Origin of the sequence: Promicromonospora sp. NPDC090134 (assembly GCF_044746965.1) — a bacterium.
Classification (GTDB): domain Bacteria; phylum Actinomycetota; class Actinomycetes; order Actinomycetales; family Cellulomonadaceae; genus Promicromonospora.
This window is the reverse complement of record NZ_JBIVCZ010000002.1, coordinates 542,423-562,940: the sequence shown is the minus strand read 5'-3', so window position 1 is coordinate 562,940 and position 20,518 is coordinate 542,423. Positions and strand designations below refer to the sequence as shown.

Sequence of the window (20,518 nt, the reverse complement as noted above, 5' to 3'; positions counted from 1 at the left end):
TGGCCCGACGGATGTCACAGGGCCGGGGTGACATGGTTGCACTGGCGCACGCGGCCCCTGCCCGGTGGGATCGAGGCATGACCTCGACACCAGCGCGTGACGTTGACAGCCCAGACCCGACCCCACCGCGCCGGGTGATGCGTGTGTCCGTGCTGACGATCGCCGTGGCCCTCCTGGCGGCCGCCGTGGCACCGGCTACGGCGTCGTCCGCGCCGGCGTCCATCCCGAGCGGGACCGCGACGGCCGCGACGCCGGCGACGGCCCCCGCGGGCACGCTGGACTGGGGCGACTGTCCCGAGGCGGTCGCGGCGCCCGGGCTGGAGTGCGGCACCATCGACGTCCCGCTGGACTACGCCGAGCCGGACGGCCGCACCATCGAGGTGGCCGTCTCGCGCCTCTCCAGCACGAACCCGGACGCGCGGCGCGGGGTGCTGCTCACCAACACCGGCGGTCCCGGCGGGGAGGGCCTGGCCTACCCGGCGGGCCTGCGCGACGTGCTCAAGCTGCCGCAGGACCTGCTGGACCAGTACGACGTGATCGGCATGGACCCGCGCGGCGTCGGCCGCAGCACCCCGGTGACCTGCGACCTCACGCCGCTGGAGCACCCGACCAACATCCCGATGTACGCGGGCGGCGCGGCCGACGTGCGCACGGAGGCCACCCGGGTGGCGGACGTCGCGGAGAAGTGCGGGTCGTCGTCGACGGCGTGGCTGCTGCCGCACATCACCACCGCCAACACCGCCCGCGACATGGACCAGGTCCGCGCGGCCCTGGGCGAGGAGAAGGTGTCCTACTTCGGCATCTCCTACGGCACCTACCTGGGCTCGGTCTACACCTCGATGTTCCCGGAGCGCAGCGACCGGTTCCTGCTCGACAGCGCCACCGGGCCCGGCGGCTGGGACTCCTCGTTCTCGCGCATGTTCGGGCAGGGCGTCGAGGACCGGTTCCCGGACTTCGCGCGGTTCGCCGCGGACCGCCCGGAGTACGGCCTGGGCGACACGCCCCGGCAGGTGCGGGCCACGTACTTCGAGCTCGCCGCCCGCCTGGACCGGGAGCCCAGCCCCGACGGCTACACCGGTGCGGCCTTCCGGTTCGCCACGTTCGCCGCCCTCTACTACGACTCGAGCCTGCCGGGACTCGCCGAGACCTGGCGGGCGCTCGACCGGGGCGAGCCCGTCCCGGTGCCCGGGGAGCTCGCGGGTCCGACGACGGAGCCCGCCGCGCCGTCGACCCCGGCAGACGGCGCCACGGCGGCCGCTGCCGAGGCGGCGGACGTCGAGATCCCCGCGGACAACTACATCGCCAGCCAGCTCCACGTGATCTGCAACGACTCCGACTGGCCGGAGCAGGTGTGGCGCTACCAGCTCAACGTCGCGATCGACCGCATCCGCTACCCGATGTTCGGTGCGGCCGGGGCAAACATCACCCCGTGCGCCTTCTGGCCGTCCGAGCCGACCGAGCCGCAGGTGGAGATCACCGACGACGGGCCGTCGAACGTGCTCATCCTGCAGAACCTGCGCGACCAGGCGACGCCGCTGTCCGGTGCGAAGGCGCTGCGTGCGGCCTTCGGGGACCGGGCGCGCATGGTGACCGCTGACCAGGGCGGACACCTGTCCTACCTGCGGCTGGGCAACGACTGCGCCGACGACCTCGCCACCGCGTTCCTGCGCACCGGGGAGCGTCCGGACAGCGACGTCGCCTGTGGAGCGCCCTAGCGGCCTATTTGGCATGGTCAAGACCGGCCCGGCCTAGGCTAAACTCGGCTCGCTTGCCTCCGTAGCTCAGCTGGATAGAGCGGGTCACTTCTAATGACTAGGTCGCGGGTTCGAATCCTGCCGGGGGCACTGATCTGCTGTCGTCGGGCGTCGGAGACTCACTCCGACGGCCTGCACAAAACCTCTGTTTCTGCATACCCACCAGCCGCTACGGCTTGGCAGAACGATCTTGACCAATCAGGATGAAGCCGTGACTCCAGGAACACGCTCCGCAGTGCTCGGCCGTCGGGGTGGTGTGGACCCGAACGTTGCGGAGCAGCTCGGCTTCACGGTGCACGACGTCGTGCAGGACCTGCGCCGTGACGTCGCCGCGGCCACCCTGCCCCTGCCCGTCGACGGCGCCGAGGAGGCCGAGGCGTCCCGGGAACGCCTCCTGGCCCAGCTCGACGAGCACCTGCTGCCGCGCCTCGCCGAGCTCTCCAGCCCCGCCGTCGTGGTGCTCGCGGGCTCCACGGGAGCCGGCAAGTCCACGCTCTTCAACAGCCTCCTGGGCGAGGAGGTGTCCGAGGCCGGGGTGCTGCGGCCCACCACCCGCGAGCCCGTCGTGGGCGTGCACCCCCGGGACGTCGACACGCTCACCGCGGGCCCTGTCACGGAGCTCGCCCGGCTGGTCAAGCACGAGGGCGTGCCGCGCGGCACCGCGCTGATGGACGCGCCCGACCTCGACTCGCTCCTCAAGGAGAACCGCTCCACGGCCCACCAGCTGCTGGAGGCGGCCGACCTCTGGCTCTTCGTCACCACGGCCGCCCGCTACGGCGACGCGCTCCCGTGGCAGGCGCTCGACCGCGCCAAGGAGCGCGGCGCGAGCGTGGCCATGGTGCTCAACCGGGTGCCCAAGGAGAACCTGACGACGATCCGTACCGACCTCAACTCCCGCATGAAGGAACGCGGGATGAAGGACGTCCCGCTGTTCATCGTGCCCGACGTCGGACCGCACGAGGGGCTGCTCGACCCCAAGCTGGTGGCGCCCATCCAGCGCTGGCTCAACCTGATGGCCGGTCCCGAGCGCTCGCGCACGGTCATCCTGCGCACCCTCAAGGGCGCGATCGGTGCCCTCCCGGACTGGGTGACGGGGCTCGTGACCGCGGTGGAGCAGCAGGGCACCGCCGCGTTCGACCTGCGCAACACCGTCCAGGCCGTGGTCCCGGATGCGCAGCTCGCCGCGCGCACCGCCGTCCTGTCGGGGACGTCCGGTGAAGGCACGGTCGCCGCACGGTTCGCCGAGATCGCCAGCACCGACCACATCTCCCGGGTCACGGTCCGCGACGGCATCGCGCGGACCACCAAGCGCGCGGGGAAGGCCCGCGAGACGGCCCTGCTCCGGCTGCGCGAGGAGGTCGAGGCCACCGCGACCCGCGCGTTCGTGGCCGCCGGCGTGCGCACCGAGGAGAGCCTGCGCGGCGCCCTGGCCGGCCCCGGAGCGCCGCCCGCCGGCGAGACGATCCTCCCGTCCGCGTCGAGCCGCGCCAAGGAACGCCTCGCCTGGGGCCAGAAGGCGGCCGCGGCCTGGTCCCGCCTGGCCGACGACGTGGTCGGCCGCATGGCGGACGCCGACCCCGCGACGTCCGACGCCGAGGCGGTGGCCCGCGCCACGGGCGCCCGCAAGGCGTTCGGCGACGCCGGGCTCGCGACGCTCCTCCAGGCCACCGCGCTCGGCAACGAGGACTCGATGGCGCTCGTCGACCGCGTGCTCGGCGAGAGCGCGGGGGACTCGATCGAGGAGCTCCAGGGCGAACTTGCCGACCAGGTCGCGCTAGCGGTTGCGGAAGAGGCCCGTTCTGTCCAGAGTGCCCTTGACGTCCCCGCGCTAGCCGACGACGCGGCCGCTCCGCTCCGCGTGCGGCTGGCCGAGCTCAGGAGGCTGACATGACGAGCCACGACGCGACCCTCGGCGCTCGGACCGAGGACCTCGGCAGAGCCCTCCAGATCGCCGGATCTCGCCTCGACGACACGGTCTTCGGCAAGGTCGCCAGCTCCGTGGCCGGGGTGCGCGAACGACTCGCGCTCGGCGTGGACCACACTGTCGTGGCCCTCGCGGGGGGCACCGGGTCGGGCAAGTCGAGCACGTTCAACAAGATCTCCCGCCTCACCTTCGCCGACGTCGGCGTCAAGCGTCCCACCACCGCCAAGGTCACCGCCTGCTCGTGGAGCGACGACGCCGCCACGCTGCTGGACTGGCTCGGCGTGGAGCGGGAGCGCCGGATCACCCGGGCCGGCGAGCTCGACTCGGCCGACGAGGCCGCCCTGAGCGGCCTCGTGCTGCTGGACCTGCCCGACCACGACTCGGTCGCGCCTGCCCACCGCGACGTCGTGGACAAGGTGCTGCCGCTGGTCGACCTGCTGGTCTGGGTCGTGGACCCGCAGAAGTACGCCGACGACGCCCTGCACACCGGCTACCTGCGCGACTCGTCCGGCATGCGGGCGTCCACCGTGGTGGTGCTCAACCAGATCGACACGGTGCCCGTGGGCCAGCGCGACAACCTGGTCAACGACGTGAAGCGCCTGCTGCGCGACGACGGCCTGGACAACGTGCCGGTCATCGCGGCGTCGAGCAAGACGGACATCGGCATCGACGACCTGCGCGGGCTGCTGGAGCAGACGGTGGCCCGCCGGTCGGTCTCGGCCGGCCGCGCCGCGGGCGAGCTGGACGCCGCCGCGACGCTGCTGCTGAGCCAGACCCCGGCAGAGGTGCCGTGGCACATCGACACCGTCCTCGAGCGCGAGATCGACGCCCTCGCGCGGGCGGCCGGCCTGGAGTCCGTCGCCGCGCAGGTTGGCGCCGCGGTGCGCAACGGTTACGGCTCGCCCGAGTTCCGCAACCCGGACCCGGACTCGATCGCGCTGTCCCGCTCGCGCTGGCTCACCGGTTCCGGGGAGTCGCTCAGGCCGGGCTGGCAGCGTTCGCTCGCCGAGAGCGTGGCGAGCGCTCGCGACGTCACGAGCGCCGTGTCGACGGCGCTGCAGGGCGTCACCCTGGACACCCGCGGCCCGACGACGCAGCCGCTCACCCGCCGCCTGGCGCTCGGGGCGGTGCTGCTCGCTGTGGTGCTCGGGATCTGCACGGTGCTGGCCTCGACGGGAGTCCTGCCCGTGGGCGACACCTGGACCACCGTGCTCGGGGTCGCCGCCGTGGTGGCCGCGCTCGCGGCGCTCGTGGTGTTCCTCGTGGCGATGCAGATGCGCCGTGCGCTCGCCGCGCGCCGGGCGCAGGGCGTCATCGCGTCGGGCCGCGCCGCGCTCGAGCGGGTGCTGCGCCAGACCCTCGGCGTGCCCACCCAGCGACTGCTCGACGAGCACCGCGCGGTGCGTGAGCTCGCACAGAGTGCGCGCGACGACGGACCCTCGATACCGCTTCGTGTGGAAGAGAACGCGACCACAGGCAGCCAGATCCGGGTTTCGTCAACAGGTGACTTCGGACTGACCGACCTGCGCTCCGTCCGCGCCTGATGCTGGGTACGGACCGGCCGCGAGGGCCGGTCCGGAAACCCAGGAGGGCTCCATGAACGACGTGACGGTGACGGTCTCCGGCTTCGCCGGCAACTCCCCGGTGCTGCACACGGGCAAGGGCAAGCCGTTCGCCATGTTCCGCGTGGCGAGCACGCGGCGCTACGTGAACGACGCCGGCGAGTGGACCGACGGCGCGACGCTGTGGTTCACGGTCAAGGCGTGGCGGACGGCGGCGGTGAACCTGGTCCGGTCGGTCCGCAAGGGCGACCCGGTGGTCGTCACGGGCCGGCTCGAGATGGACGAGTGGGAGGGCCCGGAGGGCGAGCCCCGGAGCGGCCTGGTGATCGCCGCGACGGGGGTCGGCGTGGACGCGACCCGGGGCAAGGTCGAGTACTCGCGGCTCGTCCACCACGAGCCGGTGCCCGGGTCCCGCGGCGACGGCGACGTGACGGACCTTCCGGGTGACGCCGGGCTGGTCGCGGCGCGGGCGGGCGAGAGCGACCCGTTCGGTGTCGACCTGCCGGGTCCCGGGGGTGACGAGGAAGACCAGGGCGACGGGGCCGGCGTCGGGCAGCGGGAGCTCGTGACCGCGTAGGCTGGTCCCAGTCGTGCTCAGCGGTCCGCGGGTGCCGGAGGCATCTCCTGTGCGGACGCCCCGGCACCCGCTCCGTGTGAGCGCACCCATCCGACGTACCTTCTGTGAACGGTGGAACACAGGCAGTGGCTGAATACATCTACTCCATGTACAAGGCGCGCAAGGCGCACGGCGACAAGGTCATCCTCGATGACGTGTCGCTGAACTTCCTGCCCGGCGCCAAGATCGGTGTCGTCGGCCCGAACGGCGCCGGTAAGTCCACGATCCTCAAGATCATGGCCGGGCTGGACACGCCGTCGAACGGTGAGGCGCGGCTCTCGCCCGGGTACACCGTGGGCATCCTGCTCCAGGAGCCGCCGCTGAACGAGGAGAAGACGGTCCTCGGGAACGTCCAGGAGGCCGTCGGCGACATCCTGGCCAAGAAGGCGCGGTTCGACGAGATCTCGGCGCTCATGGCCGAGCCGGACGCGGACTTCGACGCGCTGCTGGCCGAGATGGGCACGCTGCAGGAGGACATCGACGCGGCCGACGCGTGGGACCTCGACTCCCAGCTCGAACAGGCGATGGACGCGCTGCGCTGCCCGCCGCCGGACGCCGACGTGACGCTGCTCTCCGGTGGTGAGCGCCGTCGTGTCGCGCTGTGCAAGCTGCTGCTGCAGAAGCCCGACCTGCTGCTCCTGGACGAGCCCACCAACCACCTCGACGCCGAGTCCGTGCTGTGGCTCGAGCAGCACCTCGCGGGCTACGCCGGCGCCGTGCTCGCCGTGACCCACGACCGGTACTTCCTCGACCACGTCGCGGAGTGGATCTGCGAGATCGACCGCGGGCGCCTCTACCCGTACGAGGGCAACTACTCGACGTACCTGGAGAAGAAGCAGGCGCGCCTGGAGGTCCAGGGCAAGAAGGACGCGAAGCTCTCCAAGCGCCTCAAGGAGGAGCTGGAGTGGGTGCGGTCCAACGCCAAGGGCCGCCAGACCAAGTCGAAGGCTCGCCTGGCCCGCTACGAGGAGATGGCGGCGGAGGCGGACCGCACCAGGAAGCTCGACTTCGAGGAGATCCAGATCCCCGCCGGCCCGCGCCTGGGATCGCTGGTGCTGGACGCCGACAACCTGCAGAAGGGCTTCGACGGGCGCACGCTCATCGACGGCCTGTCGTTCACGCTGCCGCGCAACGGCATCGTCGGCGTCATCGGCCCGAACGGTGTCGGTAAGACCACGCTGTTCAAGACGATCGTGGGCCTGGAGCCGCTCGACGCCGGTGAGCTGAAGGTCGGCGAGACCGTCTCGATCTCCTACGTCGACCAGTCGCGCGGCGGCATCGACCCGAAGAAGACCCTCTGGGAGGTCGTGTCCGACGGGCTCGACTTCATCAAGGTCGGCAACGTGGAGATCCCGTCGCGGGCCTACGTGGCCTCGTTCGGGTTCAAGGGCCCGGACCAGCAGAAGCCCGCGGGCGTGCTGTCCGGTGGTGAGCGCAACCGCCTCAACCTGGCCCTCACGCTCAAGCAGGGCGGCAACCTGCTGCTGCTCGACGAGCCCACCAACGACCTCGACGTCGAGACCCTCGGCTCGCTGGAGAACGCCCTGCTGGAGTTCCCCGGCTGCGCCGTCGTGGTCTCTCACGACCGGTGGTTCCTCGACCGGGTGGCCACGCACATCCTGGCCTACGAGGGCACCGAGGAGAACCCGGCGAACTGGTACTGGTTCGAGGGCAACTTCGAGTCGTACGAGGCCAACAAGGTCGAGCGCCTGGGCGCGGACGCCGCGCGCCCGCACCGGGTCACGTACCGCAAGCTGACCCGCGACTGAGAACGCGGCCGGCGGGGTGGGCGACCGAGGTACGAGGCCGCCCACCCCGCCGGTCCCGAGGAAGTCGCGATACAAGCACTGCGACTGACGACGCGGCACGGGCCTGGCGCCTGCCACATCCCATTGAGGCCCGGGTTTCTTCGCTTTGAGCCCGCTCAAAGCGAAGAAACCCGGGCCTCAAAGGTGATCTGCCTCGCCCGCATAACGGGCGAATTTGGCATATGTTCCTTGCTGTCAGTAGGCATCTTCGACAAGATGCCGCAGTGAGCCCTGCCCTACGGCCCGGATGGCGAGAGCTTCCGCCCCTGCTGCGAGACCGCATCACCGATCTGCTCGGCGCCCGTGTGATCGCCGCCAGGCAGCCGGACGACTCCGGGATCCTCCCTGGCGCGCGCTTCCAGGTGCAGACGACGAAGGGCCATGTCTTCGTCAAGGCCATCGGCACGGAGCAGCCGGGACCGCTGAACTTCCTGCGGCAGGAGATCGCGCTCTCGCCGCTGCTGCCCGCCGCGGCGCCGCACCCGGAGCTCCTCTGGTCCCTCGACGACGTGCTGCCGAACCTCGGCACGTGGGTCGCCGTCGGCTACGCGATGAAGTCAAACGTGCGCCCGATCGACCCCTCCTGGCCCGACGAGGACATCGCCACCATGGTCAAGGTGGTCCGGGGGATCGGCGAGATCGAGGCGCCGGGCGACCCGATGTTCCTGCCCGAGGAGAAGGTGTTCCCCACGGACTCGTGGGAGTACCTCGCGGACAAGCGCCCCGCCGGGCTCGCCCAGCACTCGCCGTGGCTCGCCAACCGGCTGGAGGGCCTCGCGGAGATCGTGGCGCACGCTCCCGACGCGATCGCCGGCACGAGCCTGCAGCACGGCACCCTGCGGGTGCAGAACGTGATGCTGCCCGCCCGCCTGGGCGAGAAGCCGTTGGTCACGGACTGGATCCGGGGCAGCGTCGGGGCGCCGTACCTCGACCTGGTCTCGATGCTGCTGCACGTCCGCGCCAACGACGGCCCGCCGCCGGAGGCCACGCTGCGCCGCTACGGGCTGCCGCCCGGCACGGAGCGGGACGCCGTGACCTGCTGGATCGCGGTGCTCGCCGGCCATTACGTGAAGTCGTCGATGGACACGCCGCCCACGGACATGCCGGAGCTGCGCGCCTACCAGCACCGGCTGGCCCGCGCCGCCGTGCAGTGGCTGCAGACCAGACTCGGTTTCTGAACCACGCCGTTCCCGCAACACGTGCTGTGGTTTGCGGGTGAAAGCGCAGTTCGGCACACTCCGGCCATGAGCGCTGTGCGGCGACCGGCTTGGTCCGATCTACCCCCGTCTGTCCGTTCTCGAGTCAGCGAGTCCATGGGGGGACGCGTGATCGGCTCGGCTCCCCTGAGCGGCACGGACCTGGCCCCGCTCGAGGTGCTGCAGACGGCGTCGGCCCGGTCGATCGTGCGGGCGGTGGGGCCGGAGGCCCCGGTGACCCAGGACCGCATGGCCGCGGAGGCGGCCTCGCTCGCCACGCTGCCCGACGAGGTGCCGAGCCTGGAGCGCGAGTGGTACGTCGACGAGGAGCTTCCCGGTGCGGGCCGCTGGGTGGTGCTCGGCTACCGGAACGAGCCCATCCGCCCGCCGCGCGACCCGTGGGACGACGCCGACCTCGCCGCGGCGGTCGAGCTCGCCATCCAGATCGGCTCGACCGAGGCGCCCCCGGACCTGCCCGACGCGCTCGACCTGATCGATGTGGGTGCCTGGGCCACCATCGCCGCGATGCGGCCCGCCGGCCTGTCGGCCTTCACGCCATGGCTCCTCGACAAGGTCGACCACCTCGCGGACATCGCCCGCTACGCCGGCGAGGCGATGTCCGGCAAGAACCTGGTGCACGGCGCACTGCGCCGGGAGTCGATCCTGATCACCGACCACGGCTGGGACGCGACGAGCGCGCACGCCGTCGACTGGTTCATGCCGTCCCACGGCGCGTCCTTCCTCGACGTCGTGCTGCTGCTGCCCTACTTGCGGGTCGACGGCGCTCCGCCGCCCGGGGTGGTGCTCGACCGGCACCCCCTGCCCGACGTCGACCCCGAGGCACTGACCTGCGCCGTGACCGTGGTCGCCGGTGCGCTGGTGCTCGAGTCGATGCGGCCGCCGGAGCCGGGCGCACCGCACGGCCGCGCCGTGCAGCGCGAGGTGGCCCACGCCGCCCTCGACTGGCTGCGCTCGCGGCTCGGCGGCTGACGTCTTCACCCGGTTGCCACGCCACGGGCGCGCCTGACCTGCGCCGCTGCGGCAGACTGAGCGCCATGACCGAGAAGCCCGACGACGGCGCGGTGCCCGGCGGACCGAACGCGGGTGTGAGCCCCTGGCAGACCGCCGGGCTGCCCACGGAGTCCGCTCCTGCGCCGTCCACGGGCCTTGACGACGAGTCCGGCCTGACCGGCGCGCTGGAGGTGCTCCGGGCCCGGCTCGGCGCCCTGCGCCTGCCGCTGGAGACCACGGGCGCCGAGGCCGCTCGTACGGAGCTGCGCCGGTCCACGGACCAGCTCGACGACTACCTGCTGCCGCGGCTGCGGGCGCAGAAGGCGCCGCTGCTCGTCGTGGTCGGCGGGTCCACGGGCGCGGGCAAGTCGACGCTCGTGAACTCGGTGCTGGGCGAGCGGGTCACGCAGCCGGGCGTGCTGCGGCCCACCACCAAGGCGCCCGTCCTGGTGCACCATCCGCTGGACGCGCGCTGGTTCTCCACGGACCGGGTGCTGCCGGGCCTGGCGCGGGTGACGACGTCGGGCGCGGGGACACCGACCAGGTCGACGGTGGGTCCCGCCGTCGCGGAGCAGGGCAACGGGACGCCGCACGACCCCTCCCGCACCCTGCGCCTCGTGTCCAGCGACTCGCTGCCCAAGGGCCTGGCGCTGCTGGACGCGCCGGACATCGACTCGGTCGACACCGCCAACCGCGAGCTCGCCGCGCAGCTCCTCGGCGCGGCCGACCTGTGGCTCTTCGTCACGACGTCGGCGCGCTACGCCGACGCGGTGCCGTGGGACCTGCTGAACCAGGCCGCCGCGCGCAAGGCGCAGGTCGCGATGGTGCTGGACCGGGTGGACCCGGGCGCGGAGGCCACGGCCGACGACCTGCGGGACATGATGGTCGAGCACGGGCTGACCGGCAGCCCGCTGTTCGTCATCCCCGAGGACGGGCTGTCCGACGACGGCATGCTGCCCGAGGACGCCGTCGGCGAGGTCTCGCGCTGGCTCACCGGGCTGGGCGGCGACGCCGACGCGCGCCGCCGGGTCATCGCCGCGACCCGCGACGGTGTGGTGGACTCCCTCGTGGGGCGGGCGGGCGAGCTGGCCGACGCCGCCGACGAGCAGCGGGCCGCCGACGCACGGCTGCGGCACGTGGTGGACCGCGCCTACGCGGACGCGGTGGCGCACGTCGCCGCGGCGACGTCGGACGGCGCCCTGCTGCGTGGTGAGGTGCTGGCCCGCTGGCAGGACTTCGTGGGCACGGGCGAGTTCTTCCGCGCCGTGGAGGAGGGCATCGGGCGGTTCCGGGACGCGGTGAGCACGTTCTTCCGCGGCAAGCCCAAGGAGGCTCCCCAGGTCGAGAAGGCGATCGCCCACGGGCTGGAGTCGGTGGTGCTGGACGCCGCAGAGGAGGCCGCCGAGCGGTCCTACCAGGGCTGGCGGGGCGACGCCGCGGGCACGGCGCTGTTGGAGGGCCTGGAGCTGTCGCGGACGCCGGCCGCGCTGCGCGCCGAGGTGGGCGAGCAGATCCGGGGCTGGCAGGGCGACGTCCTGGGGCTCGTGCGCGAGCAGGGCGAGTCCAAGCGCGGCAAGGCCCGCGCGCTCTCGTTCGGCGTGAACGGCCTCGGCGTGGCGCTGATGATCTTCGTGTTCGCCTCCACGGGTGGGCTCACCGGCATCGAGGTGGGCATCGCGGGCGGTTCGGCGGTGCTGGCGCAGCGGCTGCTGGAGGCCGTGTTCGGGGAGGACGCCGTGCGCCGGCTCGCCGTGCAGGCCCGCGACCGCCTGCGGGCCCGCATCCAGGCCGTCATGGACGGGCAGGCCGCCCGCTACACCGCGCAGCTCGACGCGCTCGGCTCCGCGGAGGCGGGCGGTTCCGCCCTGCGCACGGCGGCCGACGCCGTCGCGTCGGCCGCCTCGGCGGAACGGCGGTCGCGGGCCCGCGAGACGGACGCGGCACCCGCGGCGGCATCCGTCGTGGACCTGACCGAGAGCCGCGGGCTGCGCGGTGTCCGCTCGCCGGCCGGCGGCACGGGTGCGGCGGACGGCCGGGGCGACCTCTCCGAGGAGCCGGCCCGCAAGGGCTTCTGGAAGCGCCTGTTCGGGGACGGCGACCGGTGAGCCGGCTCGGCCTGGCCGACCGCACCACGGCCCTCGACACCACGGTCCAGGCTGCGGACGGCCGCATCGAGCCCGCGCTGCTGGACGAGGCGCGCGCCGTCGTGACCCGGGCGCGCGAGCGGGGCGGCCTGTCCGCGGAGCACACCGTGGTGGCGCTGGCCGGCGCCACCGGCTCGGGCAAGTCGTCGGTGCTGAACGCGGTGGCCGGTGCCGCGATCGCGCAGCCCGGCGTGCGCCGTCCGACGACGTCGCACCCGATGGCCGCCGTCTGGGGCGACGGCGCGGACCCGCTGCTGGACTGGCTGGAGGTGGGCCGCCGGCACCATGTGGGGCCCGAGGCGGCCGAGCCGGCGCCGGACGAGCCGGCCGGCCGCGGGCCGTTCCGCCGTCGGACCCCCGCGGGGGACACGACCGGGCTGGTGCTGCTGGACCTGCCCGACCACGACTCGATCGTGACCGAGCACCGGATGCGCGCGGAGCGCCTGGTGCAGCGCGCCGACCTGCTGGTCTGGGTGGTGGACCCGCAGAAGTACGCGGACGCCGCGCTGCACGAGGGCTTCCTGCGCCCGCTCGCGGGGCGGGCCGAGGTGGTGGTCGTCGCGCTCAACCAGGCCGACCGGCTGACGGCGGAGGAGACGTCCGCGATGCTCGCCGACCTGAGGCGGCTCGTGGCCGAGGACGGCCTGGACGGCGCGCGGGTGCTGGCGGTGTCCGCGAAGACCGGGCAGGGCATCGACGACCTGCGCGGCCTGCTGGCGAAGGCGGCCGCGCGGCGGGAGGCCGCGACGGCCCGGCTCGCCGCCGACGAGCGGGTGGTGGCCCAGCGGATCGTCGACGAGTGCGGCACGCCGCCGCCGTCGCGCGCCGGGAGCCAGGCCACGGGCGACCTGGTGGCCGCCCTGGAGGACGCCGCGGGCGTGCCCACGGTGGTCGACGCCGTCCGCGTCTCCGCGCGCCGGGACGCCCGGTCGGCGACCGGCTGGCCCCTGACCCGCTGGATCGGCCGGCTGCGCAGGGACCCGCTGCGGCGGCTCGGGCTGCGGACGGCGGACCGGGAGCAGCGGGCGCCGTCGGGCCGCGAGGACCTGGTGCGCACGTCGCTGCCGACGGCGCGGCCCGCCGTGCGCTCCACCGCGGCCTCGGCCGTGCGGCGCTATGTCGAGGAGGTGACGCGCGGCGTGGCCGACCCCTGGGTGCTGGCGGCGCGCTCGCGCGGGCAGGCGGGGATCGACACGCTGCCCGACGCCCTGGACCAGGCGGTCGCCGCGACCCGCGTCGAGGCGCAGCGCCGCCCGGTGTGGTGGTCGCTGGTCAACGTGGTGCAGTGGCTCCTGGTCGCCGTGCTCGCGGCGGGCCTGCTGTGGCTGTTCGTGCTGTTCGGGTTCGCGTACCTGCAGCTTCCGCCGTTGCCCACGCCCGTGCTGTCGCTGCCGACCTGGTCGGGCGACGGCGTCGTGTTCCCGGGGACGCCCGGGTCCGGCTCGGGCGAGGGGCTCGGCGTGGACCCGTTCACCATCCCGTGGCCCACGCTCATGGTGCTCGGCTCGGTGGTGCTCGGCCTGCTGCTCGCCCTGGTGTGCCGGATCTTCGGCGCCCTGGGCGCCCGGCGCCGGGCGAACCTGGCGCGCCGGAGGCTGCGGCAGTCGGTGGGCAAGGTGGCCGACCGGCTGGTGCGGGAGCCCGTGGGGGAGGAGCTGGCCCGGCTCGCGAGCTGCCGGACGGCGGCGACGGTCGCGGCGAGCTGAGGTCTGCCGCCGGGAGAGGATAGGGACCATGACACGCCTGCACGTCCCCGTCACGCTGCGCTGGTCCGACCTGGACGCCTACGCCCACGTCAACAACGTGGCGATGTTCCGCCTGCTGGAGGACGCCCGGATCACGGCCTTCTGGCAGCACCCCGAGGCGCCCGAGGGCGAGGCCTGGCCCACGGCCGTGGTGCCGACCGGCCCCGACGCCGACTCCCACACGCTCGTGGCCGGCCAGCGCATCGAGTACCTGCGCCCGCTGCTGTTCACCCGCACGCCGGTGCGCGTGGAGATGTGGCTCGGCCGGATCGGTGGGGCGAGCGCGGAGGTCTGCTACGAGGTGCACGACGGCACGGCGAGCATGGTCAAGACCGGCCCGACGTCGGGCGGCAAGCCCTACGCCCGCGCGACCACCACGCTCGTGTTCGTCGACGCCGCCACGGACCGGCCGCGCCGCCTCACCGAGGGGGAGCGCCTGGCGTGGAAGGAGTTCCAGGAGGAGCCGATCACGTTCCGCCACCGCGGCTGATCGGCCGCTGAGTGGTCCTCAGTGTGTCCGAATTGCTAGATTCATCCCCCTTGGTTTCGGCCACGGAGGAACAGTGGATCTGCCCCAGCACTACCTTGACCCGGTCACCCTGCACGAGGTGTTCGACGACGTCCCGGCCGCCCGGGCGTATCTCGCCGAGCTCGCCGGGGGTCCGGCCCGCGACGAGCCGGCGACGCTCGCCGTCCGCGTGCCGCTGACCCGGGCGCTCGCCCCGGAGAGCGACGACCCCGACACCGAGCTGGCCGAGGCGGAACGCCTCGGGTGGCTCGCCGTCAGCCTGGCGGGCGGTCCGGGGGACGACGCCGCGGCCGCGCACTCGCACGCCGCCGACGTGCCCCTCGCCGCGGTGTCGCCCCTGCTGCGGCTGGGCCACGTGCTCCAGTGGCGGCACCGGTTCGCGGAGGCCGACCTGCTGTTCGGGCTCGCCCTGGAGGCCGCGCTCTACTACGGGGAGCACGCCGCGAGCATCGAGCACGCGCGCCGGCTGGAGTTCTTCGCCCTGCAGGACTGGGGCCGGTGCCGCTACGACCAGGCGCTGGAGGTGCACGCCGACCAGGCCCGCCCCTACCTCGGGGAGGCGCTGGCCCTGTTCGTGCGCGCGCTGGAGCAGCGGGTGGACGTCGCCGCGTCGCCGCACGAGGTCGCGACCGTACGCCTGGCGGAGCAGGCGGCCCGCGACCGGCTCGCGGAGCTCGGGGCGTAGCGGATCAGTCCGGCGGCGTACCGGGCGGCGCGGGTCAGGCCGGCAGCCGGATCATGCCCTCCTGGCCCGCCGAGGCCACGAGGACGCCGTCCTGCGTGTAGACCTTCGCGGTGCCCAGGGCGCGGCCGCCCTGGGCCGTGGGCGAGGACTGCACGAACAGCATCCACTCGTCCACCTGGACGTCGCGGTGCCACCACATGCCGTGGTCGAGGCTGGCCATCGGCACCGTGGCGGCGACGTCCTGCCAGGACTTGCCCGCGGCGCGCATGGCGGGCTCCAGCATGAGCTGGTCGCACGCGTAGGCCAGCAGGGCGCGGTGCATCGACTGGTCCTTGATGCCCAGCGGCCGGCGCGTGCGCATCCAGACGAGCTGCGTGGCGGGCGGCGTGCCGCCGTGGGCCACCGCGGCGTCCGGGTGCAGGTACAGCGACCCGCCCACGTGCCGCAGCTCGAACGGCGAGTCCGCCCAGAACTGGGCGCGGACGTCGGGGCCGTCCGGCAGGGACCCGAGCTCGTCGAAGGCGGATCCGACGTCGTCGGGCGCGGGGACGCCGTCGGGCATCGGCATCGAGTGGTCGTAGCCGGGCTGGTCCTCCTGGAAGGAGGCGATCATGGACAGGATCGGCTTGCCGAACTGGATCGCGTGGGTGCGGCGCGCGCTGAACGAGCGCCCGTCGCGCAGGCGCTCCACCGCGAAGTCGATGGGCTCCTCGACCCGCCCCTCCCGCAGGAAGTAGCCGTGCAGGGAGTGGATCTGGCGGCCGTCGGGCACCGTCCGGTCCGCCGCCAGGATCGCCTGCGCGAGCACCTGACCGCCGTAGGCGCGGTTCGCCAGGGCGGGCATGCTGTTCCCGCGCAGCACGTCCTCCTCGCCGCGCGGCCCCCAACCCTCGAGGTGCCGCAGGTCGAGCACCTGGAGCAGGCGGTCGAGCGCGTCGGGCGTGTGGTCCGACGTGGCGTCGCCGGCGATCAGGTCAGGGGTGGCGTCCACGGGCGGGCGTCTCCTTCGGTTCTTCTGGGTCAGTCTTCGAGCGGGTCAGTCTTCGAACGTGTTGATCATGCTGAAGGCAGCGCGCTCCAGGTAGTCCCACAGCTGCGACTCGTGGATCGGGGCCAGGCCGAGCGAGTCGACGGCGGTCCGCATGTGCGCGAGCCAGCGGTCGCGGGCGTCCGGGTTCACCTTGAACGGCGCGTGCCGCATCCGCAGGCGCGGGTGCCCGCGCTGCGCGGAGTAGGTGCCGGGTCCGCCCCAGTACTGCTCGAGGAACAGCGTCAGGCGCTCCTTGGCCGGCCCCAGGTCCTCCTCGGGGTACATGGGGCGCAGCACCGGGTCGTCCGCGACGCCGTCGTAGAACGCGTCGACGAGGCGCACGAACGTGTCGTGGCCGCCGACGGCCTCGAAGAAGGAAGGTTCCTGTGTCACGCCAGTCATCCTGCCACCCGCCTATGACGGTCCGGTGAAACTCGGTCTCGTGTGAGCAAGTCGACAATTGCCCGGGCGAAGGGCTTGCCAGCACAGATAGGGTGGGGACAAACCTGCAGCGACGCACGGTGGGAGTTGAGACATGACCAAGGCTGACCAGATTCTTGCGGCACTCGGGGGAACCTCGAACGTCGTCGAGCTGGAACCGTGCATCACCCGGCTACGGGTCGAGGTGAGCGACCCGGCCCTCGTGGACGAGCCCGGACTGAAGTCGTCGGGAGCGTTCGGCGTGGTGCGGTCCGGAAGAGTGGTGCAGGTGATCGTGGGCCCCGAGGCGGACAACCTCGCGGCCGAGCTCGACACGCTCAGGGTGTGATCACGAGGGCGTGAACCCGTAGAGAGTGACGTGCGCGGGCCCGGGACGAGCTCCCGGGCCCGTGACCTGCTTCACGATCGTGCCGCGGCGTGGAACCGCGGCGCGAACGGGCTGTGAAGGTCGCGCAGTGGTCCCTCGGACCCGGTCGGAGATGTACCGGTCCTCCGGTTCGACCCGAGTAGGTTGGGGGCCGTGTTCGAGTCTCTTGCTGCCTCCGTGTTCGACAGCGCCGAGGATTTCTGGTCCTGGTTCCTCGACAAGCCCCTCACGATCATCCTGATCCTGGTGATCGGCATGGTCGCGATCGGCGTGATGCGCCGTGTCGTGACCGCCCTCACCGAGCGCATCGCGATCGGCCAGAAGCCGCGTGCCGTGGTCGAGACGGCCGCGCCGCCGGTGGGCACCACGACGGGCGCCATCCCGGTCACCACACCCGGGTCGGCGGCAGCCACCAAGAGCCAGCGCAAGAAGAACGTGCTGATGACGCCGCAGGCGCTGGCCGACGTCTTCGGGGCGGTCAACCCGCGCGCGGCCGAGCGCCGTGCGCAGCGCGCGCGGACCGTCGGGTCCGTGCTCAACTCCACGATCAACATCGTGATCGGCACCGTCATGGCGCTCTGGATCCTGCAGACGCTGGACGTCAAGATCGCCCCGCTGCTCGCCGGCGCCGGTGTGGCGGGCGTCGCCATCGGTTTCGGCGCCCAGAGCCTCGTCAAGGACTTCATCTCGGGCGTCTTCCTGCTCATCGAGGACCAGTTCGGCGTGGGCGACAACGTGGACCTCGGCGCCGGCGTGGTCGGCACGGTCGAGGCCATGGGCCTGCGGCTGACCCAGGTCCGGGCGTTCGACGGCACCCTCTGGTACGTCCGTAACGGCGAGATCGTGCGCGCGGGCAACCGCACCCAGGAGTGGAGCCGCGCCGTCGCCCCGGTGCAGGTCCCGCTGGGGGCCGACATCGACGCCGTGCGCGCGGCGCTCGGCCGCGCCGTCGACCGCGTCAAGAACGACCCCGAGCTGGCCGACAGCCTCCTGGAGACCCCGTCGGTGCGCGGCGTCGACGAGGTGGACCAGGGCGGCCTGACCTTCACGCTGCACGCCCAGGTGCGCCCGGCACAGCAGTGGGCCGTCGCCCGGTCGCTGCGCGTGGCCGCGCACGCCGCCCTGCTGGACGCGGGGATCGTCGCGCGCTCGGCGCCCGCCCTGTTCGACGAGGGCGTCACGGGGGACACCCCCGGCGTCAGCTGACGTCCAGCCGGTTTTTCGGGCCGGGTTACGCCCGGTACGGGTCGGTAGATGGCAGGATCTTTCCTTGTGACCGACGAACCGAAGCCCGGGTCCCCCGGAGACGGCTCCACCGTGCGCCAGGAGCTGGCCGAGCTGGCGACCGCCCACGGCGTGCAGTGCGAGTACACCGACCACGACGGCCGCGTGCAGCAGGTCAGCCCCTCGACGCTCGTCGCGGTACTGGAGGCGCTCGGGGTCCCGGCGGCGACCCCCGGCGCCGTCACCGCCAGCCTCGACCGCGCCCGCGACGACGAGTGGCGCGCCATGCTGCCGCCCACGGTCGTCACGCGCGAGGGCACCGAGGTACAGGTCCCGGTGCACGTCGCCGACGGCGCGGACGTGACCGCGTGGGTCGAGCTCGAGCAGGCCGAGACGCCCGTCGTCCCGGCGAGCGCCACGCCCTGGCGGGTGACGGCGCCCGGCGCCACGACGGCGACCGGCTCGTTCGCCACCGTGCGGGGCACCCGGGTGCAGCTGCGCCAGGCCGACGTCTACGCCGAGCCGCGCACCGTGGACAGCCGCAAGGTCGGCCGCGCCACGTTCACGCTCCCGGACACCCTGCCGCTGGGCTGGCACACGCTGCACGCGGAGTCGGGCGGGCAGACGGCGCAGGCCTCGCTCGTGGTGACGCCCGCGCGGCTGGAGCTGCGCGAGCAGATCGCCCGCAAGCAGGCCTGGGGCTTCATGGTCCAGCTCTACTCGGTGCGGTCCCGGGACTCCTGGGGGATGGGTGACCTCGCCGACCTGGGCGACCTCGCCTGGCAGACGGCACACAACGGCGGGGCCGACTTCGTCGCGATCAACCCGCTGCACGCGACCGAGCCCGTGCTGCCGGTGACCCCCAGCCCGTACCTGCCGACCTCGCGGCGGTTCATGTCGCCCCTGTACATCCGCGTCGAGGACATTCGTGAGACGGCGTATCTCTCCGCCGCCGACCGGTCGCTCGTGGAGTGGGCCGCGGAGCCCGTCCGGGAGCTGTCCGAGGACTCCGGGCCGATCGACCGGGACGCCGTCTGGGAGGCCAAGAAGGCCGCGCTCGAGGTCGTCTACACGGCGCCACGGTCGGCGGCCCGGCAGACGGCGTTCGACGAGTTCGTGCTGGCCCAGGGGCGCGGTCTGGTCGACTTCGCCACCTGGTGCGCCATCAAGGAGCACCTGGACGGCCGGGACTGGCCGGCGGAGCTCTCCGACCCCGGCTCGTCCGGCGTGCAGACCCTGCGCAACGCCCTGTCCGACCGGGTCCAGTTCTACTGCTGGCTGCAGTGGGTGGCCGACGAGCAGCTTCGTGCGGCCCACCGCGCCGGCCTCGACGCCGGCATGCGGCTGGGCGTGTTCAAGGACCTCGCCGTCGGCTCGTCCCCGGACGGCGCCGACGCCTGGGCGGATGCCGCCGTCCTCGCCCGCGGGGTGTCCGTGGGCGCACCGCCGGACATGTACAACCAGCAGGGCCAGAACTGGTCCCAGCCCCCGTGGAACCCGCGGGCGCTCGCCAAGGTGGGCTACGCGCCGTACCGCGAGATGCTGCGCACCGTGCTGCGCCACTGCGGCGGCCTGCGGGTGGACCACATTCTCGGGCTGTTCCGCCTGTGGTGGATCCCGGGCGGGGCGCGTGCGTCGGCGGGCGCGTACGTCACGTACGACCACGAGGCCCTGATCGGCATCCTGTGCCTGGAGGCGCACCGCGCCGGCGTCGCGATCGTGGGCGAGGACCTGGGCACGTTCGAGCCCTGGATCCGCGACTACCTCGCGGAGCGCGGCATCCTGGGCACGTCCGTGCTGCTGTTCGAGCGGGACGAGGCCGGCGCGCCGGTCGAGCCGGAGGCCTACCGCAGCGCGGCCCTGGCCACCGTGACCACCCACGACCTGCCGCCCACCGCCGGGTACCTGGCGGGGGAGCACGTGGACCTGCGGGAGCGGCTCGGCCTGCTCACGGAGGACGCGACGCTCCTGCGCGCGCGGGCCCGCCAGGAGCGCGAGTCGCTCGTGGAGGCGCTGTCGCGCCGGGGGTTGACGACGTTCGACCCGTCCGAGCGCGAGCTCGTCGAGGGCCTGCACCGCTACCTCAAGGACACGCCGTCCGCGCTGGTGGGGGTCTCCCTGGCCGACGCCGTGGGCGAGCGCCGCACGCAGAACCAGCCCGGTACCGACTCCGAGTACCCGAACTGGCGGGTGCCGCTCGCGGACTCGGCGGGCACGGTGGTGCTCCTGGAGGACCTGTTCACCAACGCCCGCCTGCGCAGCCTGGTCACGGTGATGAACGAGGAGAACCCGGAGCCGGAGCCCACGAGGTAGGCGCGCCCCGCCAGACGCCGTCCGCGCACCGCTGGACGAACGAAGTGCGCTTCTACCCAGTCGTGGGGGGGGGGCCCGGCCCCCGGTGAAGGGCCCCCCCCGCCCGGTTTGGCCGCCATTACGGGGGGGGCGGGGGCGGGGGCGCGGGGGGGGGCGGGGCGGGGGCCGC

Annotated in this window: 16 protein-coding genes and 1 tRNA gene; 15 read left to right on the top strand and 2 right to left on the bottom strand. The window is 73.4% G+C overall.

The window, feature by feature from the left end; genetic code table 11:
- Nucleotides 1-137: 137 nt before the first annotated feature.
- The 12 genes from ACIPN7_RS08855 (at nt 138) to ACIPN7_RS08800 (ending at nt 14,974) form a co-directional block, all read left to right on the top strand.
- Nucleotides 138-1,715: an alpha/beta hydrolase gene (locus ACIPN7_RS08855; RefSeq protein ID WP_400540420.1), complete on the top strand. Its 1,578-nt coding sequence runs from the start codon at nt 138-140 to the stop codon at nt 1,713-1,715.
- Nucleotides 1,716-1,770: 55 nt separating this feature from the next.
- Nucleotides 1,771-1,844: transfer RNA gene (locus ACIPN7_RS08850), tRNA-Arg, on the top strand.
- A gap of 121 nt (nt 1,845-1,965) precedes the next feature.
- Complete coding sequence (locus ACIPN7_RS08845) at nt 1,966-3,645, top strand: GTPase (protein ID WP_400540130.1); 1,680 nt, start codon at nt 1,966-1,968, stop codon at nt 3,643-3,645.
- A complete protein-coding gene (locus tag ACIPN7_RS08840; RefSeq protein WP_400540128.1) occupies nt 3,642-5,222 on the top strand; it encodes a GTP-binding protein in 1,581 nt (526 codons plus the stop codon). The genes ACIPN7_RS08845 and ACIPN7_RS08840 overlap by 4 nt, the downstream gene beginning before the upstream one ends.
- 52 nt (nt 5,223-5,274) lie before the next feature.
- The gene (locus ACIPN7_RS08835) at nt 5,275-5,817 is read left to right on the top strand and encodes a single-stranded DNA-binding protein (protein ID WP_400540126.1); all 543 of its coding nucleotides are present in this window, start codon (nt 5,275-5,277) and stop codon (nt 5,815-5,817) included.
- A gap of 125 nt (nt 5,818-5,942) precedes the next feature.
- Nucleotides 5,943-7,625 carry an energy-dependent translational throttle protein EttA gene (gene ettA, locus ACIPN7_RS08830; protein WP_400540124.1) on the top strand — a complete coding sequence of 561 codons (1,683 nt, stop codon included), beginning with the start codon at nt 5,943-5,945 and terminating at the stop codon, nt 7,623-7,625.
- A gap of 263 nt (nt 7,626-7,888) precedes the next feature.
- The gene (locus ACIPN7_RS08825) at nt 7,889-8,842 is read left to right on the top strand and encodes a phosphotransferase (protein ID WP_400540122.1); all 954 of its coding nucleotides are present in this window, start codon (nt 7,889-7,891) and stop codon (nt 8,840-8,842) included.
- 147 nt (nt 8,843-8,989) lie between these two features.
- Nucleotides 8,990-9,850 carry a hypothetical protein gene (locus ACIPN7_RS08820; RefSeq protein ID WP_400540120.1) on the top strand — a complete coding sequence of 287 codons (861 nt, stop codon included), beginning with the start codon at nt 8,990-8,992 and terminating at the stop codon, nt 9,848-9,850.
- Between the two features lie 65 nt (nt 9,851-9,915).
- A complete protein-coding gene (locus ACIPN7_RS08815; RefSeq protein ID WP_400540118.1) occupies nt 9,916-11,976 on the top strand; it encodes a dynamin family protein in 2,061 nt (686 codons plus the stop codon).
- Complete coding sequence (locus ACIPN7_RS08810) at nt 11,973-13,721, top strand: GTPase (RefSeq protein ID WP_400540116.1); 1,749 nt, start codon at nt 11,973-11,975, stop codon at nt 13,719-13,721. Before ACIPN7_RS08815 ends, ACIPN7_RS08810 begins: the two co-directional genes overlap by 4 nt.
- Before the next feature lie 28 nt (nt 13,722-13,749).
- A complete protein-coding gene (locus tag ACIPN7_RS08805) occupies nt 13,750-14,250 on the top strand; it encodes an acyl-CoA thioesterase (protein ID WP_400540114.1) in 501 nt (166 codons plus the stop codon).
- A gap of 73 nt (nt 14,251-14,323) precedes the next feature.
- Nucleotides 14,324-14,974, top strand: a complete 651-nt coding sequence (locus ACIPN7_RS08800) for a hypothetical protein (protein WP_400540112.1) — start codon at nt 14,324-14,326, stop codon at nt 14,972-14,974.
- Between the two features lie 34 nt (nt 14,975-15,008).
- Here ACIPN7_RS08800 and ACIPN7_RS08795 read toward each other — a convergent pair whose 3' ends face one another.
- Nucleotides 15,009-15,965 (bottom strand): acyl-CoA thioesterase, encoded by a 957-nt coding sequence (locus tag ACIPN7_RS08795; protein WP_400540110.1) that lies wholly within the window; start codon nt 15,963-15,965, stop codon nt 15,009-15,011.
- Between the two features lie 45 nt (nt 15,966-16,010).
- Nucleotides 16,011-16,406, bottom strand: coding sequence for a globin (locus ACIPN7_RS08790; protein WP_400540108.1), 396 nt, complete (start codon nt 16,404-16,406; stop codon nt 16,011-16,013).
- Nucleotides 16,407-16,539: 133 nt separating this feature from the next.
- On the opposite strand from ACIPN7_RS08790, the gene ACIPN7_RS08785 reads away from it, so the two are divergent.
- From ACIPN7_RS08785 to malQ, 3 genes are all read left to right on the top strand, one after another.
- Nucleotides 16,540-16,773: a glucose PTS transporter subunit EIIB gene (locus tag ACIPN7_RS08785; protein ID WP_400540106.1), complete on the top strand. Its 234-nt coding sequence runs from the start codon at nt 16,540-16,542 to the stop codon at nt 16,771-16,773.
- Nucleotides 16,774-16,965: 192 nt separating this feature from the next.
- Nucleotides 16,966-18,018, top strand: coding sequence for a mechanosensitive ion channel family protein (locus tag ACIPN7_RS08780; protein WP_400540104.1), 1,053 nt, complete (start codon nt 16,966-16,968; stop codon nt 18,016-18,018).
- Nucleotides 18,019-18,084: 66 nt separating this feature from the next.
- Complete coding sequence (malQ, locus tag ACIPN7_RS08775; RefSeq protein WP_400540102.1) at nt 18,085-20,349, top strand: 4-alpha-glucanotransferase; 2,265 nt, start codon at nt 18,085-18,087, stop codon at nt 20,347-20,349.
- Nucleotides 20,350-20,518 lie beyond the last annotated feature (169 nt).

Bases quoted from the DNA above. Each gene is read 5' to 3' on its own strand.
- ACIPN7_RS08855 (WP_400540420.1), top strand. From the start codon at position 138: ATGCGTGTGTCCGTGCTGACGATCGCCGTGGCCCTCCTGGCGGCCGCC.
- ACIPN7_RS08840 (WP_400540128.1), top strand. From the start codon at position 3,642: ATGACGAGCCACGACGCGACCCTCGGCGCTCGGACCGAGGACCTCGGC.
- ACIPN7_RS08835 (WP_400540126.1), top strand. From the start codon at position 5,275: ATGAACGACGTGACGGTGACGGTCTCCGGCTTCGCCGGCAACTCCCCG.
- ACIPN7_RS08815 (WP_400540118.1), top strand. From the start codon at position 9,916: ATGACCGAGAAGCCCGACGACGGCGCGGTGCCCGGCGGACCGAACGCG.
- ACIPN7_RS08805 (WP_400540114.1), top strand. From the start codon at position 13,750: ATGACACGCCTGCACGTCCCCGTCACGCTGCGCTGGTCCGACCTGGAC.
- ACIPN7_RS08790 (WP_400540108.1), bottom strand. From the start codon at position 16,406: ATGACTGGCGTGACACAGGAACCTTCCTTCTTCGAGGCCGTCGGCGGC.
- ACIPN7_RS08785 (WP_400540106.1), top strand. From the start codon at position 16,540: ATGACCAAGGCTGACCAGATTCTTGCGGCACTCGGGGGAACCTCGAAC.